The following is a 15,370-nucleotide window of genomic DNA, read 5'->3' on the forward strand; positions in this document are numbered from 1 at the left end:
ATGCTGTTTGGCGAGATCGACCCGCCCCAGCGCCTGCTGATGGGCCCCGGCCCGATCAACGCCCACCCGCGCGTGCTGCGTGCGATGAGCGCAGACCTGCTGGGCCAGTTCGATCCCGAGATGACCGGGTTCATGAACCAGGTCATGGCGCTGTACCGCCCGATCTTCGGCACCCAGAACAAGTGGACCATGCTGGTCGACGGCACTGCCCGCGCCGGGATCGAGGCGGCGCTGGTCAGCCTCGTTTCGCCCGGAGACGTGGTGCTGGTGGTAAACTTCGGCCGCTTCGGCCTGCTCCTCACCGAGATACTCCAGCGCATCGGCGCGGTGATCGAGACGGTCGAGGCCCCCTGGGGCGAAGTGGTGCCGCTGGACCGGATCGAGGCCGCCATTGCCCGCGCCCACCCCAAGATCGTCGCCGCCATCCACGGTGATACCTCGACGACCATGGCCCAGCCGCTGGAAGGCTTCGGCGCGCTGTGCCGGGCGGCGGGCGCGCTGTCCTACGTCGATGCGACCGCGACCATCGGCGGCATGGAACTGGCCGCAGACCGCTGGGACGTGGACGTGGTGACGGGCGGTTTGCAGAAGTGCCTCGGCGGGCCTTCCGGTTCGGCACCGATCACCATTTCGGACAGGGCAGCCGAGCATATCGGCAAGCGCCGTCACGTCGAGCAGGGCATCCGGGGCGCCGATACTATCGACGGGCAGGGGCCGCGCATCCGCTCCAATTATTTCGACCTCGCCATGATCATGGATTACTGGTCGGACAAGCGGCTGAACCACCATACCGAGGCGACCTCGATGCTCTATGCCGCGCGTGAGTGCGCCCGCATCGTGCTGGGCGAGGGGCTTGAGGTGCGTTACGCCCGCCATGCCTCGGCGGGCCGGGCGATGACGGCGGGCCTGCGGGCGATGGGTCTTACCGTGTTCGGCGACGACCGTTACCGCATGACCAACGTGACCGGCGTCTACATCCCCGACGGCGTCGATGGCGAAGCGGTGCGCATGGCCATGCGAGAACTGTTCGAGATCGAGATCGGCACGGCCTTCGGCCCGCTTCAGGGCAAGGTCTGGCGGCTGGGCGCGATGGGGTACAATGCGATGAAGCACAAAGTCCTGCTGACACTGGCGGCGCTGGAATCGTGCCTGCGGATGGAAGGCTTTGCGCTTCCTCTGGGCGAGGCGGTTCCTGCGGCGATGGAGGCCTGGGACGCATGAGCGCGCCCCGCGACCTCACCGGCTACGGCCAGACCGCGCCTGACGCGCAGTGGCCGGGCGGCGCGCGCGTGGCCGTGCAGTTCGTCATCAACTACGAGGAAGGCGCGGAAAACTCCGTCCTCAACGGCGACAAGGGCTCGGAGGCATTCCTGTCCGAGATGGTCGGCGCGGGCAGCCACCCGGACCGGGCGATGGCGATGGAGAGCCTCTACGAATACGGCAGCCGCGCTGGCTTCTGGCGCCTCCACCGCCTGTTCACCGAGCGCGGCCTTCCCGTGACGGTGTTCGGCGTGGCCAAGGCCATGGAGATGAACCCCGAAGCCGTCGCCGCGATGCAGGCCGCCGACTGGGAAATCGCCAGCCACGGCCTGCGCTGGATCGACTATCAGTACGTGGCCGAGGACGTGGAACGCGCCCACATCGCCGAGGCCATCGCGCTCCACAAAAAGCTCACCGGCCAGCGCCCGCTTGGCTGGTATCAGGGCCGCACCTCTCCCAACACCGCGCGGCTGGTGGCCGAGGAGGGCGGCTTCACCTACGATGCCGACAGCTACGCCGACGACCTGCCTTACTGGGACACCCGTTACGGGACACCGCAGCTGATCGTGCCTTACACGCTCGACGTGAACGACATGAAGATGGTCGCGCTCAACGGCTTCACCGAGGGCGAGCAGTTCTTCCGCCACATGCGCGATACCTTCGACCAGCTGCGCGAGGAGGGCGGACGGATGATGTCCATCGGCCTCCACGCCCGCATCGCCGGAAAACCGGGACGCGCGCGCTGGCTGGCGCGCTTCCTCGACCATGTGATGGCCAGCGGTGATGGCTGGGTGGCGCGCCGCATCGACATCGCCCGCCACTGGCAGGAAGTGCACCCCTATGCGGATTAACGACCCGGTCCTGCTCGCCGAAGTGACCCATGCGTTCCATTCCTATGAACTCGCCCTGATGGCGGACGACGGGGCCGCGATGGACGCATTGTTCCACGATGCGCCCACCACCAACCGCTACGGCGTGGGTGAAGTGCTTTATGGCATCGAGGAAATCCGCGAATTTCGTAGAGGGCGCGGCGGCTCTCCCCAGCGGAGGCTCGGGCGCGTGGCGATTACCGTTTACGGGGACAGCTTCGCCACCGCTGATGCCGAATTCTTCCGCGAAGGTTCGCAGCAGCGCGGCCGCCAGACGCAATCCTGGGTGAAGTTCGCGGGCGGCTGGAAAGTCGTCTCCGCCCATGTCAGCCTTGAGGGGACAACCTCGTGACCGCCCTGTTCGAACACAGCCCCTGGGTAGAGGAACGCGCCGATGCGCAGCCCTCCAGCGGCGACCGTCATGCAGACCTGATGGCCGTGATGTATGCGGCTAGCCCCGAGGAACAGCTGGCGCTGATCCGGGCCCACCCGGAACTTGCGGGGAAGGCGGCGATCGACAAGACGCTGACCGATGCCAGCAGCGCCGAACAGGCCAGCGCCGGCCTCGACCGTCTGACGCCGCAGGAATTCGACCAGTTCCATGTCCTGAACGGGGCTTACCGGGACAAGTTCGGCTTTCCCTTCATCATCTGCGTGCGCCTGACCGACAAGGCTGGTATTCTCACCGCCATGGAACGCCGCCTCGGCAACGAGCGCGAGGCGGAAGTCGAGACGGCGCTCGGGCAGATCGGCGAGATCGTGCGCCTGCGTCTGGAAGACCTGAAATGAGCGAAACCATCGGCCTCCGCGCCCTCGAAGCGCAGCTTGCGCGCGACCTCGACCTCATCGGTTTCTATCGCCCTGAATGGGTGCGTCCACGCGCACCGGACGGTGAGGATGTCCTTGATGTCGCGGTGATCGGCGGCGGCCAGTGCGGTCTTTCCGCCGCCCTGGGCCTGCGCCGCGAAGGCGTCACCAACGTCGTGGTCTTCGACGAGAACGAGCCGGGTTACGAAGGCCCCTGGGAAACTTATGCGCGCATGGTCACCTTGCGCACGCCCAAGCACCTCAACCCCATCGACTTCGGCGTGCCCTCGCTGACCTACCGTGCCTGGTGGGAAGCGCAGCACGGCGCCGCGGGCTGGGAAGCGGTCGACAAGATCGCGCGCGGCGACTGGATGGAATATTTGCGCTGGTATCGCCGCGTGCTGAAACTGCCGATCGAGAACGGCGCAAAGCTCGAACGGATCGAACCTATGCCGGGTAAGGGCCTGCACCGCCTGCATTTTGTTGGCGGCGCGGCGCGGTTGGCCCGCAAGGTCGTGCTGGCAACTGGCATCCAGGGCGGCGGCGAGTGGCACACTCCGGCGATGGTGCGTGACAACCTGCCCAAGTCGCTGTGGGCGCATACCAGCGAACCGATCGATTTCGCGCGGCTGCACGGCAAGCGCATCGGTATTCTCGGCGGCGGTGCTTCGGCGTTCGACAATGCCAATTACGCGCTGACCCAGGGCGTCGCGGCGGCGGAGGTGTTCATGCGCCGCAAGGAACTGCCACGCGTCAACCCGATCCGCTTCATGGAGCGCGTGGGCTTCACCGCCCGCTACCCGGCGCTGGACGATGCGACCAAGTATGCGGCGATGGACTGTTTCCTCGGCCACAACCAGCCGCCCACCAACGACACGTTCGCCCGTGCCGCCGCATGGCCGGGCTTCGCGCTGCATCTTGGCGCACCGTGGCTGGACGTGGCCGAGCATGAGGGCGGTGTGCGCGTAACCAGCCCGCACGGGTTCCATGATTACGACTTCGTGGTCGTATCCACCGGCCTCCTGAGCGATCCCGGCCTTCGCCCCGAACTTTCGGACGTTGCCGATCTCATCGTCCGCTGGGGCGACCGGGTAACACCTGCCGGCAAGCGCAACGCCCTGATCGACGCGCACCCCTACCTCGGCGCGGCCTTCGAATTCCTCCCCCGCGAGGGCGTGGATGGCGTGGCCCTGCACGGTCTGTTCGCCTTCAACTACTCCGCGCTGGTCAGCCTTGGCCTTTCCGCCTCGGCGCTCTCGGGCCTGCACAACGCGCTGCCGCGCCTCATCAAGGGGGTGGCCGACCAGCTTTTCCTCGACGACCGCGATGAACTCGTTGCCGACTTTCTGACCTATGATGAGCATGAGTTCCTCGAACAGTGGCCGAAGGAGACGGCGGCATGAGCACCTTGTCCACCCACGTCCTCGATACCGCGCACGGCAGTCCGGCAGCGGGCATCTCGCTGGTCCTCGAAACCGAGAGCGGAACCGTGCTGTTCGAAGGCACGACCAATGCCGACGGACGCTGCCCGGGCGTGCCAGAACTGCCCACCGGCACATATCGCCTGACCTTCTCGGTCGCCGCCTATTTCCGGGGCCGCGGCGTGCATCTGCCGGAGCCGCCGTTCCTCGACCGGGTTGCGATCGACTTCGGCATTGCAGATCCTGCCGGGCATTATCACGTACCGCTGCTGGTCTCCCCCTTCGGCTATTCGACCTACCGGGGGAGCTGATGGCTGGGGTGCGTTTCCTCCTCGACGGCGAAGTGGTGGACCTGCCCGAGGTCGATCCGACCGCGACGCTGCTCGACCATTTGCGCTACAAGATGCGCCGCACCGGCACCAAGGAAGGCTGCGCGGAAGGGGACTGCGGTGCCTGCACCGTGCTGGTAGGCTCGCTGGAGAATGAAAGCGTGGCATGGCGCGCGGTCAATTCGTGCATCCAGTTTCTGCCGATGGTGAACGGCAAGGCGCTGATGACGGTCGAGAGCATCAAGGCCGGGGATGGGGCGCTCTGCCCGCTGCAGGAGACGATGGCGGCGAACGGCAGTTCGCAGTGCGGGTTCTGCACGCCGGGCTTCGTGATGTCGCTCCACGGCCGGAGCATTGGCGCAAAGGGCTGCGACCTGCCCGTGGCCGACGTGATCGCGGGCAATTTGTGTCGCTGCACCGGCTACGGCCCGATCCTCGACGCGGGTGAGAACACGCCGCTGCAGGAACGCGGCGAAGCCGATCTGGCCGATAGCCTCAAGGCGCTGACGAGTAAGAGTGGCTCGGGCGAATGGCAGGGCCGCCTTTGGTTCGCCCCGCGCTCATCGGACGAACTTGCTGCGCTGCTGGCCGAGCATCCGGATGCCCGCCTGATCGCGGGCGCAACCGATGTGGGCCTGTGGGTGACCAAGGGGCTGCGCGAACTGGGCACTGTGATCTTCCTCGGCGACGTGGCCGATCTTGCGCAGATCGAGGAAACAGACGAGGCGCTAATCCTCGGCGCAGGCGTGCGCTATGCCGATGCCCACGCCGCCATGGCGCGCCTCCACCCGGACCTTGGCGAACTGGTGCGCCGTATCGGAGGGCTTCAGGTGCGCAATGCCGGCACCGTGGGCGGCAACATCGCCAACGGCTCGCCTATCGGCGACGGCCCGCCGGCGCTGATCGCGCTGGGGGCGCTGCTGACGCTGCGCAGCGTGGACGGTCGGCGCACGATGCCGTTGGAGGATTACTTCCTCTCCTATGGCAAACAGGACCGCCGCGCGGGCGAGTTCGTTGAATCCGTGCATATCCCTCGCCCCGGCGCCGATGCGGTGATCCATATTGCCAAGCTCTCGCGCCGTTTCGACAGCGATATCTCGGCGGTTTGCGGCGCCTTCATGCTGAATGTAACGGATGGCGCGATCACCTCCGCCCGGGTTGCCTTCGGCGGCATGGCGGCCACCCCCAAGCGCGCCGCGACTTGCGAGGCCGCGCTCATCGGAAAACCCTTCGACGATGCCACCGTCACCGCCGCCATCGAGGCGCTCAAGGCGGACTTCGAACCGTTAAGCGACGTGCGCGGTTCTTCGGCCTACCGCGCGGAGACTGCGGCCAACCTCCTGCGCCGCCTGTGGCTGCGGCATCAGGGAATGGCGATTTCGGTGCTGGAAGTGGAGGCATTCGATGGCTGAACGCGACCCTGCCTGGAAAGCGCTGCAGAAGCCTTCGCACCCCCACGACAGCGCCCGCCTGCACGTCAGCGGCGAGGCGCGCTATGCCGACGATCTGGGAGAGCCGGCGGACATGCTCCACCTCGCTTTCGGCCAGTCGAGCGAGGCGCGCGCGCGCATCCTCTCGATGGATCTGGGCGCCGTGCGCGCCGCCCCCGGCGTGGTCGCGGTGTTCACCGCCGCCGACATTCCCGGTGCCAACGACGTCAGCCCGGTAGCCGGGGACGACCGCCTGCTCGCGGACGGAGAGGTTATCTGCCAGGGGCAGTCGGTGTTCCTCGTCGCCGCCACCAGCCAGCGCGCGGCGCGCGTCGCGGCCCGCCTTGGCAAGATCGAATACGAGGTGCTTCCCGCCGCCATTACCATCGTCGATGCGCAGGCCGCGCAGGCCCTGATCGAGCCGGCCCAGCGCATGGCACGCGGCGACGCTGCCGCAGCAATGGATGCCGCCCCCCGCCGCCTTGCGGGGCGTTTCGAGATGGGGGGGCAGGATCACTTCTACCTCGAAGGGCAGGTCGCCGTCGCCACGCCGGGCGAGGACGGGCAGGTCCACGTCCTCAGTTCCACCCAGCACCCCAGCGAAGTGCAGCACCTGATCGCGCACATGCTGCACCTTTCCTCCGCCGACGTGACGGTAGAAGTGCGGCGCATGGGCGGCGCATTCGGCGGCAAGGAGACGCAGGCCGCGCTTTTCGCGGGAGCCGCCGCGCTGGTCGCCCACCGCACCGGCCGGCCCGCCAAGTTCCGCTGCGACCGCGACGACGACATGGTGATGACCGGCAAGCGCCACGAATTCGAGGTCGCCTACGAAGTCGGCTTTGATGAAGTCGGGCACCTGCTGGCACTTTCGCTGCACCTTGCCTCGCGCTGCGGCGCGACTGTGGACCTCTCGCCCGCGATCAACGACCGCGCGATGTTCCATTCCGACAACTGCTACTTCCTTCCTCATGTCGAGGTCGTGTCCGAACGGCTCAAGACCAACACCGTCTCGGCCACCGCATTCCGGGGCTTTGGCGGACCGCAGGGAATGCTGGCGATCGAACGCGTGGTCGACGACGTGGCCGCGCATCTGGGTATCGATCCGCTGGAAGTGCGCGTGGCCAACCTCTACGGACCGGGGCGCGAAACCACGCCTTACGAGATGGTGGTGGCAGACAACGTCGCACCGCAGATTATCGCCCGCCTTCGCGAAACCTCGCGCTACGACGAACGCGCCCGCGCTGTCGCAGCCTTCAACGCGGCCAGTCCGGTCCTCAAGAAGGGCATTGCACTCACCCCGGTGAAGTTCGGGATCAGCTTCACTACCACCCACCTCAACCAGGCGGGTGCGCTGGTGCATGTCTATGCCGACGGTTCGATCCAGGTGAATCACGGCGGCACCGAGATGGGGCAGGGGCTCTACGTCAAGGTCGCGCAGATTGTGGCAGACGTGTTCGCCGTACCGCTGAGCGCTGTGCGCATCACCGCCACGCGGACCGACAAGGTGCCCAACACTTCGGCCACGGCCGCCAGTTCCGGCGCCGATCTCAACGGCATGGCGGCCTACAACGCAGCCGCCGCGATCCGTGAGCGGCTGACCGAATTTCTCGCCCGCACATACGGCTGCGGCGAGGACGGGGTGCACTTCACCCCCGGCGGCGTGCTGGTCGGGGCGGAGACGCTGACTTTCGGGCAAGTCGCGCGCAAGGCGCATATCGGGCGCATCTCGCTATCCTCGACCGGCTACTATGCCACGCCGGGCATCGACTACGACCGCTCGGTCTTCAAGGGCCGCCCGTTCTACTACTTCGCCTATGGCGCCTCCGTCAGCGAAGTGGTGATCGATACCCTGACCGGCGAGCACAAGGTTCTGGCGGTCGACATCCTCCACGACGTCGGCCGGTCGCTGAACCCGGTGGTCGACATGGGCCAGATCGAGGGCGGTTTCATCCAGGGGCAGGGTTGGCTGACGACCGAGGAACTGGTCTACGACGCTAAAGGCCGCCTGCTCACCCACAGCCCGGCAACCTACAAGATCCCGACCGCTTCGGACCGCCCGAAGCACTTCACGGTAACCTTGTGGGACGGCGAAAACGTGGAGCCGACCATCAACCGCTCCAAGGCGGTGGGGGAGCCGCCATTCATGTTGGCGAATTCGGTATTCTCCGCGCTGAACCGTGCAGTGGCGGCAACCATGCCGGACAACCGCGCCATCCCGCCGCTAGATGCCCCCGCAACGCCCGAGCGTATCCTCAAAGCCATTGCTGGACATAGGGCCGGGCACAGGGCCGAACCATGACGCAGTGGATCGGCTGGCTGCGGCGGCTGGACAGGGACGTGCCGACAGCGATGGTCTCCATACTCGCCAGCGAGGGTTCGGCCCCGCGCGGCGCGGGCACGCGGATGCTGGTGACGGCGCAGGGTCAGGAAGGCACCATCGGCGGCGGCCAGCTGGAGTACCGCGCGGTTGATCAGGCGCGCGCGATGCTGGACCATGCGCCGGGCACGTGGCGGGTGCAGGACTATCCGCTGGGACCGCTACTGGGCCAGTGCTGCGGCGGGCGGGTGCGGCTGCTGGTGGAACATCTCGATCCTGCTGCGCTCGGCTGGCTGCATGATGCCGAACCGGGGCGGATGCTGGCGACGATACTGGAGGAAGCCGGGCCGCTGCGCACGATCTTTGACCGTGAAACCGCCACCCGTCAGTCCGCCCGAGGCCCGCGTGCCGAAGCAGGCGCGCGCATGGTGGAGCCGGTGGGTGAACGTCCGCGCCCGGTCTACCTGTTCGGTGCCGGCCATGTCGGGCAGGCCATCGCGCGGCACATGACCGGCCTGCCGCTGCACCTCGCCTGGTTCGATACCCGGCCGGAGCAGGGCGGCATCGACGGCGTCACCGTGGTGCCCGAGGAAGAGATCGCGACCTGCGTGGAGGAAGCCCCGGCGGACGCGGCGATCCTCATCCTCACGCACGATCATCCGCTGGACTATCATCTCACGCTCACCGCGTTGCGGCGTGAGAGCGCGGCTTTCGTGGGCCTGATCGGTTCATCCACCAAGATCGCCCGCTTCCGCTCGCGGCTTGCGGCGGACGGTATTTCACCCGAGGCGCTTGAGCGCCTCACCGCGCCGATCGGAGTGCCGGGCGTCATGGGCAAGGAGCCCGACGTGATCGCCATCTCCGTCTGCGCGCAGCTTCTGCAATTGAGAGGGAAATGAGTACAGCAAGACAAGTCCTCCCCGGCACGGGGAGGGGGACTGCCCGAAGGGTGGTGGAGGGGACTCGCGCCCGGACGCAGCCTGGGGTGAGGACGCCAATCCCCTCCGTCAGCCCTCCGGGCTGCCACCTCCCCGAACCGGGGAGGACGGCATGATCCACGCCTACCGCGCCGAACTGTTGTCCGTGGCCCATGACCCGCGCGATGCCGGGCCCGAGGCCGTGCGCCACGAACCCGATGGCCTGCTGGTCATCGAAGACGGCATCGTCATCGCCAGAGGCGCCTATGCCGATCTTGCCCCCCGATACCCCGGCGTCGGAATCGAAACGCTGCCCGGCCTCGTCGTCCCCGGCTTCATCGACGCGCACGTCCACTATCCCCAGACCGACCGCATCGCCTCCCACGGCGAACAACTGCTCGACTGGCTGGAAAAGCATATCTTCCCCGCCGAGAAAGCCTTCGTCGACAAGGCCCATGCCGACGCGGTGGCGGCTTTCTTCCTCGATGAACTGCTGCGCAACGGTACCACCAGCGCGCTGGTATTCCCGACCGTCCACGAACAGTCGGTCGACGCCCTGTTCGAGGCTGCGCTGAGCCGCCGGATTCGCATCGTCTCGGGCAAAGTGCTGATGGACCTTGGCCCCGAGGGCCTGAACGACACGGTCCGCACCGGCCGCGCTGAAACCGAAACGCTGATCCGCCGATGGAAGGGCAGGGGCCGCCTCGGCTACGCAGTAACCCCGCGTTTCGCTCTGGCCTCCAGCGACGAGCAGCTCGCCAATGCGGGCGCCTTGCTGGCCGAACATCCCGACGTGCTGATGCACACCCACCTCTCGGAAAACCTGCACGAGATCGCCGCCGTGGCGGGGCGTTTCCCCGATAGCGCCGATTACCTCGACGCCTACGACCGCTTCGGCCTCGTCACGCCGCGCTCGGTCTTCGCGCACGGCGTCCACCTGTCGGACCGCGCCTGCTCGCGGCTGCACGACAGCGGGGCAGGAGTGGCGATCTGCCCGTCGTCGAACCTGTTCCTCGGCTCGGGGCATTTCGATTTCGGACAGGCCGACCGCCACGCCCTGCGCCTTGGCCTGGGTACCGATATCGGCGCGGGCACTTCATTCTCGATGCTGCGGACCTCGGGGCTTGCCTATCAGGCCGCACTGGCCCGCGAGGACCGGCTGGACCCCTTCCGCGCGCTTTACCTCGCCACGGCCGGCTCTGCCGCGCTGCTTCACATCGAAGACCGCGTAGGCGCGCTGGAGCCGGGGCAGGAGGCTGACTTCGCGGTCCTGGATTGTAGCGCCACGCCGCTCATCGCCCGCCGCACGCACGAAGCAGACCTTGCGACACGCCTCTTCGCGCTCCAGATACTGGGCGACGATCGCGCCATCGCGCGCACCTACATCATGGGCGAATGTGCGTGGAGCCGTTCGTTCGCCGCATTTTCGGATTCGCCGGGTGTACACCCGACCAGAAAATGCTTCTGAGGAAACCATGACCCACACCGATTTCATCGCCGGCCTGCCCAAGGCCGAACTCCATCTCCACATCGAGGGCAGCCTTGAGCCGGAACTGATGTTCCAGCTTGCCCAGCGCAATGCGGTATCTATCCCCTATGCATCGGTGGAGGAAGTGCGTGCCGCTTATGATTTCTCCAACCTGCAGGACTTCCTCGACATTTACTACGCGGGCGCCGACGTGCTGCGTACGCGGCAGGATTTCCACGACCTCGCGATGGCCTATTTCACGCGCGCGGCGGCGGACGGGGTGCTTCACGCCGAACTCATGTTCGACCCCCAGACCCACACCGACCGGGGCATCGCCTTCGAGGAAGTGATCGAGGGCCTGCTTTCCGCCATGGCGGCGGCCGAGGCGCAGTTCGGCATGACTTCGCAGCTCATCCTCTCGTTCCTGCGCCATTTGTCCGAGGACGCGGCCTTCGCAACGCTGGAAGCGGCGGAGCCGTGGCTGGACCGCGTCACGGCGGTAGGTCTCGACAGCTCCGAAGTTGGCCATCCGCCCGAGAAATTCGCCCGCGTCTTCGCGGCAGCGCGGGCGATGGGGTTGAAGATCACCGCCCATGCCGGCGAGGAAGGCCCGCCCGCCTACGTCCATGAGGCGCTCGATCTGCTGCGTGTCGACCGTATCGACCATGGCAACCGCGCGCTTGAGGACGAGGCGCTGGTGGCACGCCTCGCGGCCGAGGGCATGACGCTGACCGTCTGCCCGCTATCGAACCTCAAGTTGTGCGTAGTGAACGACCTTGCCGACCATCCGCTGGACCGGATGCTGGCGCTGGGCCTAAGGGCGACAGTGAATTCGGACGATCCGGCCTATTTCGGCGGCTACGTGGCGGACAACTACCGCGCCGTGGCAGAGGCGAGGGGACTGTCGCGCGGCGATCTGGTAGCGCTTGCGCGCAACAGCTTCACCGGCTCGTTCCTGCCTGCCGAGGCGATTGCGGCGAATCTGGAAAAGTTGGAAGCCTACGCGGCGGAGCAAGCTTGAACCGATGTCGAACTGACGGGGCGCGTTGAAGAGCAGCGGGGGCCTGAAGATCCCCGCTGGACTCAACCCCTGCGTGGCGGGAGGTTTGGTTGGGCCTTGCCGTGTTGCGCGCAGGATGCCGATGAATTCACTGGCGCGGTGTGCGATGCTCAGGCCGCATTGGCCGGATCGACAAAAGCGCAGGGGGCCGGGAACTTACCCGCGCTTTCGCCGTTATAGGGTGTGAAGGCCGGCGCGGCGCTTCCCCCCCCTCCCGAGCTGCGCCGGTCGACTTTTTCCTCCCCGAAAAATCAGAGAGCGGTCGGCTTTTCAGCTCAGTTGGAAAGTACGGCCAGTTCAACCACGCCGCTGCCCTTACCGATGATGCCGATTTCCTCGGCCGCGGCGTCGGACAGGTCGATCACGCGGTTGCCGTGGAAAGGGCCGCGATCGTTGACGGTGACGACGACTGATTCGCCGTTGGCCGGGTTGGTTACCTGAAGCTGGGTGCCAAAGGGCAGGGTGCGATGCGCGCAGGTCAGTGCATCGGGGTCGAAGCGTGCGCCGCTGGCGGTGCGCGCGCCGGCAAGGTGGCGGCCATAGTAGCTGGCCATGCCGCCCTTGATCGGCGAAAATTCGAGTTCGAGCGAAGGCGCCTCGGCGGCGGTCACCGGATCGGTGAGGATCGAGGTGGGGGCGGTGCTGATCGCGGCTTCTGCTGCGACCGGAATCATCCGGGAATCGGCGTGGACAGGCCCTGCGAGGGTCAGGGTCATGACTGCGGCAATAGCAGCCAGTCGGCCGGTTCGACGGATTTTCAAGCAATACCCCACTGCGTCGTTGACGACGAGCGGAGTCCTAGCTTCCGGGTTCCCGGCTTACCACCCATGCAAAAGCGGCCCGTCGCGCGTTGGCAACGGGCCGCCTGATGCGGTTAAGCTGTTGGAAAGACTCTATCGACGCTGCTGGGCGAGCAGGCGCAGGCGAAGGGCGTTGAGCTTGATGAAGCCCGCCGCGTCCTTCTGGTCGTAAGCGCCAGCGTCGTCCTCGAAGGTGACGTGGCGTTCGGAGTACAGCGAATCGGGGCTCTTGCGGCCGACTACCGAGACCGAACCCTTGTAGAGCTTGAGGCGCACGGTGCCGTTCACGCGGGCCTGCGAATGGTCGATCGCGGCCTGCAGCATCTCGCGCTCGGGGGCGAACCAGAAGCCGTTGTAGATCAACTCCGCGTACTTCGGCATCAGCTCGTCCTTGAGGTGAGCTGCGCCGCGGTCGAGGGTGATCTGTTCGATACCGCGGTGGGCGCGTGCGTAAATCTCGCCGCCCGGCGTCTCGTACATTCCGCGCGACTTCATGCCCACGAAGCGGTTTTCCACCAAGTCGAGGCGGCCGATGCCGTGCTTGCGGCCCAGTTCGTTGAGCGCGGTGAGCAGGGTGGCCGGGCTCATCGCCTCGCCGTTCAGGGCAACGCCGTCACCCTTCTCGAAGTCGACAGTGATGTATTCCGGCGCGTCGGGGGCGTCTTCCGGGTTCACGGTGCGCGAGTAGACGTAGTCCGGGGTCTCGTTCCACGGGTCTTCCAGCACCTTGCCCTCGGACGAGGTGTGCAGGAGGTTGGCGTCGGTCGAGAACGGGCTTTCGCCGCGCTTGTCCTTGGGGACGGGGATCTGGTGCTGTTCGGCCCACTGGATCAGCGCGGTACGGCTGGTCAGGTCCCATTCGCGCCACGGCGCGATGACCTTGATGTTCGGGTCGAGCGCATAGGCCGACAGTTCGAAGCGGACCTGGTCGTTGCCCTTGCCGGTGGCGCCGTGGGCGACGGCGTCGGCGCCGGTCTCGTGCGCGATCTCGATGAGGCGCTTGGAGATCAGCGGGCGGGCAATCGAGGTGCCCAGCAGATAGTCGCCTTCATAGCGGGCATTGGCGCGCATCATCGGGAAGACGAAATCGCGCACGAATTCCTCGCGCAGGTCGTCGATGTAGATGTTCTCGTCGGGCAGGCCCATCAGCTTGGCCTTGGCGCGCGCCGGTTCCAGCTCCTCGCCCTGGCCGAGGTCGGCGGTAAAGGTCACAACCTCGCAGTTGTAGGTGACCTGAAGCCACTTAAGGATGACGCTGGTGTCGAGGCCGCCGGAGTAGGCGAGGACGACCTTCTTGATGGTGTCGGACATGGGGCAACGGCTCCGCGAGAATAGGCGGTGGATATACCGGCGCGCGGCTAGCAGGTGCGCCGAGGGTGCGCAATGGCGCGGTTATCGGATCGTTGTCCCGGACCTGCTCCGGGACGAGGCTATTCCGCCAGAAGCTGCTTCTCGCTATCGGCGATATAATCGCGGGTCAGGGGCAGGGCGTGGCGGCTGCGGGTGTACTGGATCTGGTAGTTGCACATGCCCCCGCTCTCGAAGGCGGCGGTGGCGCCGGCGAGGTAGAAGATCCACATACGGTAGAAGCGTTCGTCGATAAGGGCGACGATCGCCTCCTTGTTGGCGACGCAGCGCTTGTACCATTCGCGCAGGGTCTTGGCGTAGTGAAGGCGCAGCGTCTCCACGTCCGAGGCAATAAGGCGGACCTTCTCGCTGGCAGCAAGCGTTTCGCTAAGCGCGGGGATGTAGCCGCCGGGGAAGATGTACTTGCGGGTAAAGGCGTCGGTCGAGCCGGGTACGCCCATGCGGCCGATGGTGTGCATCAGCATCACGCCCTCGTCGGTGAGCATCGTCGCGCAGTCGCGGAAGAAGCGGGCGAACTGGGCCTGGCCGACATGTTCGAACATGCCCACCGAGACGATGCGGTCGAACTTGTCGCCGCGCGCGGCGAGGTCGCGGTAGTCGACCAGTTCGAAATCGATGCGGCCGGCAACGCCGGCCTCGATCGCGCGTTCGCGGGCGAGGACGAGCTGTTCCTCGCTCAGCGTGATGCCTTTGACCGAGACATCGAAATTCTTCGCAAGGTATATCGCCATGCCGCCCCAGCCGCAGCCGATGTCGAGCACGGTCTGGCCCGGCTCGATCGCCAGCTTGGCGGCGATGTGAGCCAGCTTGGCGGTCTGGGCCTCTTCAAGGCTCATGTCATCCCGGGGCCAGTAGGCGCAGGAATACTGCATGTGTTCGGCATCGAGGAACAGGCGGTAGAGGTCGTTGCCCACGTCATAGTGATGGGCGATGTTGGCCTTGGCGCTGGTGGCCTTGTTGATACCGTCTATGAGGGTGAGGACTTTGTCCGCGACCTTCTTGAGCGGCTTGGTCTCGTGCAGTTCGCCGCCCCTGTCCCAGCGGGCATTGGCGCGCAGCAGTTCCACCAGCTCCATGATGCCGCCTTCCTCGACGACCAGTTGGCCGTCCATGAAGGCTTCCGCCGCGCCCAGGCGCGGATCCCGCAGGATGCGGCGTTCGGCCGCAGGGGTGAGGCGGATGCGAACCTCGGGAAAGCCCTCATGGGGCGTTCCGAAGCGGCGCAGGCTGCCATTGGGACGGAGGACCTCGAGCACGCCCTTACGGACGCCGCGCTCAAGGAAGCGGTCTAGAATACCGAGTGCCATTAGAGGCTTTTGCGCAG

At 66.4% G+C, this 15,370-nt stretch carries 14 protein-coding genes; 11 read left to right on the forward strand and 3 right to left on the reverse strand.

The window, feature by feature from the left end; translation table 11 throughout:
* The 11 genes from GVL61_RS19675 to GVL61_RS19725 all read left to right on the forward strand — a co-directional run bounded on the left by GVL61_RS19675 (position 1) and on the right by GVL61_RS19725 (position 11,839).
* Entirely contained in the window at positions 1–1,221 is a 1,221-nt protein-coding gene (locus GVL61_RS19675) for an alanine--glyoxylate aminotransferase family protein (RefSeq protein WP_159982386.1), read from the forward strand.
* Positions 1,218–2,111, forward strand: coding sequence for an allantoinase PuuE (gene puuE, locus GVL61_RS19680; RefSeq protein ID WP_159982361.1), 894 nt, complete (start codon positions 1,218–1,220; stop codon positions 2,109–2,111). The genes GVL61_RS19675 and puuE overlap by 4 nt, the downstream gene beginning before the upstream one ends.
* Positions 2,101–2,481 carry an oxalurate catabolism protein HpxZ gene (gene hpxZ / locus GVL61_RS19685; RefSeq protein WP_159982362.1) on the forward strand — a complete coding sequence of 127 codons (381 nt, stop codon included), beginning with the start codon at positions 2,101–2,103 and terminating at the stop codon, positions 2,479–2,481. Before puuE ends, hpxZ begins: the two co-directional genes overlap by 11 nt.
* On the forward strand, positions 2,478–2,918 hold the full coding sequence (gene uraD, locus GVL61_RS19690) for a 2-oxo-4-hydroxy-4-carboxy-5-ureidoimidazoline decarboxylase (protein ID WP_159982363.1): 441 nt from the start codon (positions 2,478–2,480) through the stop codon (positions 2,916–2,918). Before hpxZ ends, uraD begins: the two co-directional genes overlap by 4 nt.
* Positions 2,915–4,339, forward strand: a complete 1,425-nt coding sequence (locus tag GVL61_RS19695) for an FAD-dependent oxidoreductase (RefSeq protein ID WP_159982364.1) — start codon at positions 2,915–2,917, stop codon at positions 4,337–4,339. The genes uraD and GVL61_RS19695 overlap by 4 nt, the downstream gene beginning before the upstream one ends.
* Positions 4,336–4,668 (forward strand): hydroxyisourate hydrolase, encoded by a 333-nt coding sequence (gene uraH / locus GVL61_RS19700; RefSeq protein WP_159982365.1) that lies wholly within the window; start codon positions 4,336–4,338, stop codon positions 4,666–4,668. The genes GVL61_RS19695 and uraH overlap by 4 nt, the downstream gene beginning before the upstream one ends.
* A complete protein-coding gene (gene xdhA / locus GVL61_RS19705) occupies positions 4,668–6,098 on the forward strand; it encodes a xanthine dehydrogenase small subunit (protein WP_159982366.1) in 1,431 nt (476 codons plus the stop codon). The genes uraH and xdhA overlap by 1 nt, the downstream gene beginning before the upstream one ends.
* Positions 6,091–8,415 carry a xanthine dehydrogenase molybdopterin binding subunit gene (gene xdhB / locus GVL61_RS19710; RefSeq protein ID WP_159982367.1) on the forward strand — a complete coding sequence of 775 codons (2,325 nt, stop codon included), beginning with the start codon at positions 6,091–6,093 and terminating at the stop codon, positions 8,413–8,415. The genes xdhA and xdhB overlap by 8 nt, the downstream gene beginning before the upstream one ends.
* Entirely contained in the window at positions 8,412–9,332 is a 921-nt protein-coding gene (xdhC, locus tag GVL61_RS19715; RefSeq protein WP_159982368.1) for a xanthine dehydrogenase accessory protein XdhC, read from the forward strand. Before xdhB ends, xdhC begins: the two co-directional genes overlap by 4 nt.
* A gap of 151 nt (positions 9,333–9,483) precedes the next feature.
* A complete protein-coding gene (gene guaD, locus GVL61_RS19720) occupies positions 9,484–10,818 on the forward strand; it encodes a guanine deaminase (RefSeq protein WP_159982369.1) in 1,335 nt (444 codons plus the stop codon).
* A gap of 7 nt (positions 10,819–10,825) precedes the next feature.
* A complete protein-coding gene (locus GVL61_RS19725) occupies positions 10,826–11,839 on the forward strand; it encodes an adenosine deaminase (RefSeq protein ID WP_159982370.1) in 1,014 nt (337 codons plus the stop codon).
* A 314-nt stretch (positions 11,840–12,153) separates the two neighbouring features.
* On the opposite strand, the gene GVL61_RS19730 is transcribed toward GVL61_RS19725, so the two are convergent.
* From GVL61_RS19730 to GVL61_RS19740, 3 genes are all read right to left on the reverse strand, one after another.
* A complete protein-coding gene (locus GVL61_RS19730; protein ID WP_159982371.1) occupies positions 12,154–12,594 on the reverse strand; it encodes a septal ring lytic transglycosylase RlpA family protein in 441 nt (146 codons plus the stop codon).
* 177 nt (positions 12,595–12,771) lie between these two features.
* Positions 12,772–13,989, reverse strand: coding sequence for an argininosuccinate synthase (locus GVL61_RS19735; RefSeq protein WP_159982372.1), 1,218 nt, complete (start codon positions 13,987–13,989; stop codon positions 12,772–12,774).
* A gap of 119 nt (positions 13,990–14,108) precedes the next feature.
* Complete coding sequence (locus GVL61_RS19740) at positions 14,109–15,353, reverse strand: cyclopropane-fatty-acyl-phospholipid synthase family protein (RefSeq protein ID WP_159982373.1); 1,245 nt, start codon at positions 15,351–15,353, stop codon at positions 14,109–14,111.
* Positions 15,354–15,370: the final 17 nt, after the last annotated feature.

The organism is Novosphingobium sp. 18050 (assembly GCF_902706195.1).
GTDB lineage: Bacteria > Pseudomonadota > Alphaproteobacteria > Sphingomonadales > Sphingomonadaceae > Novosphingobium.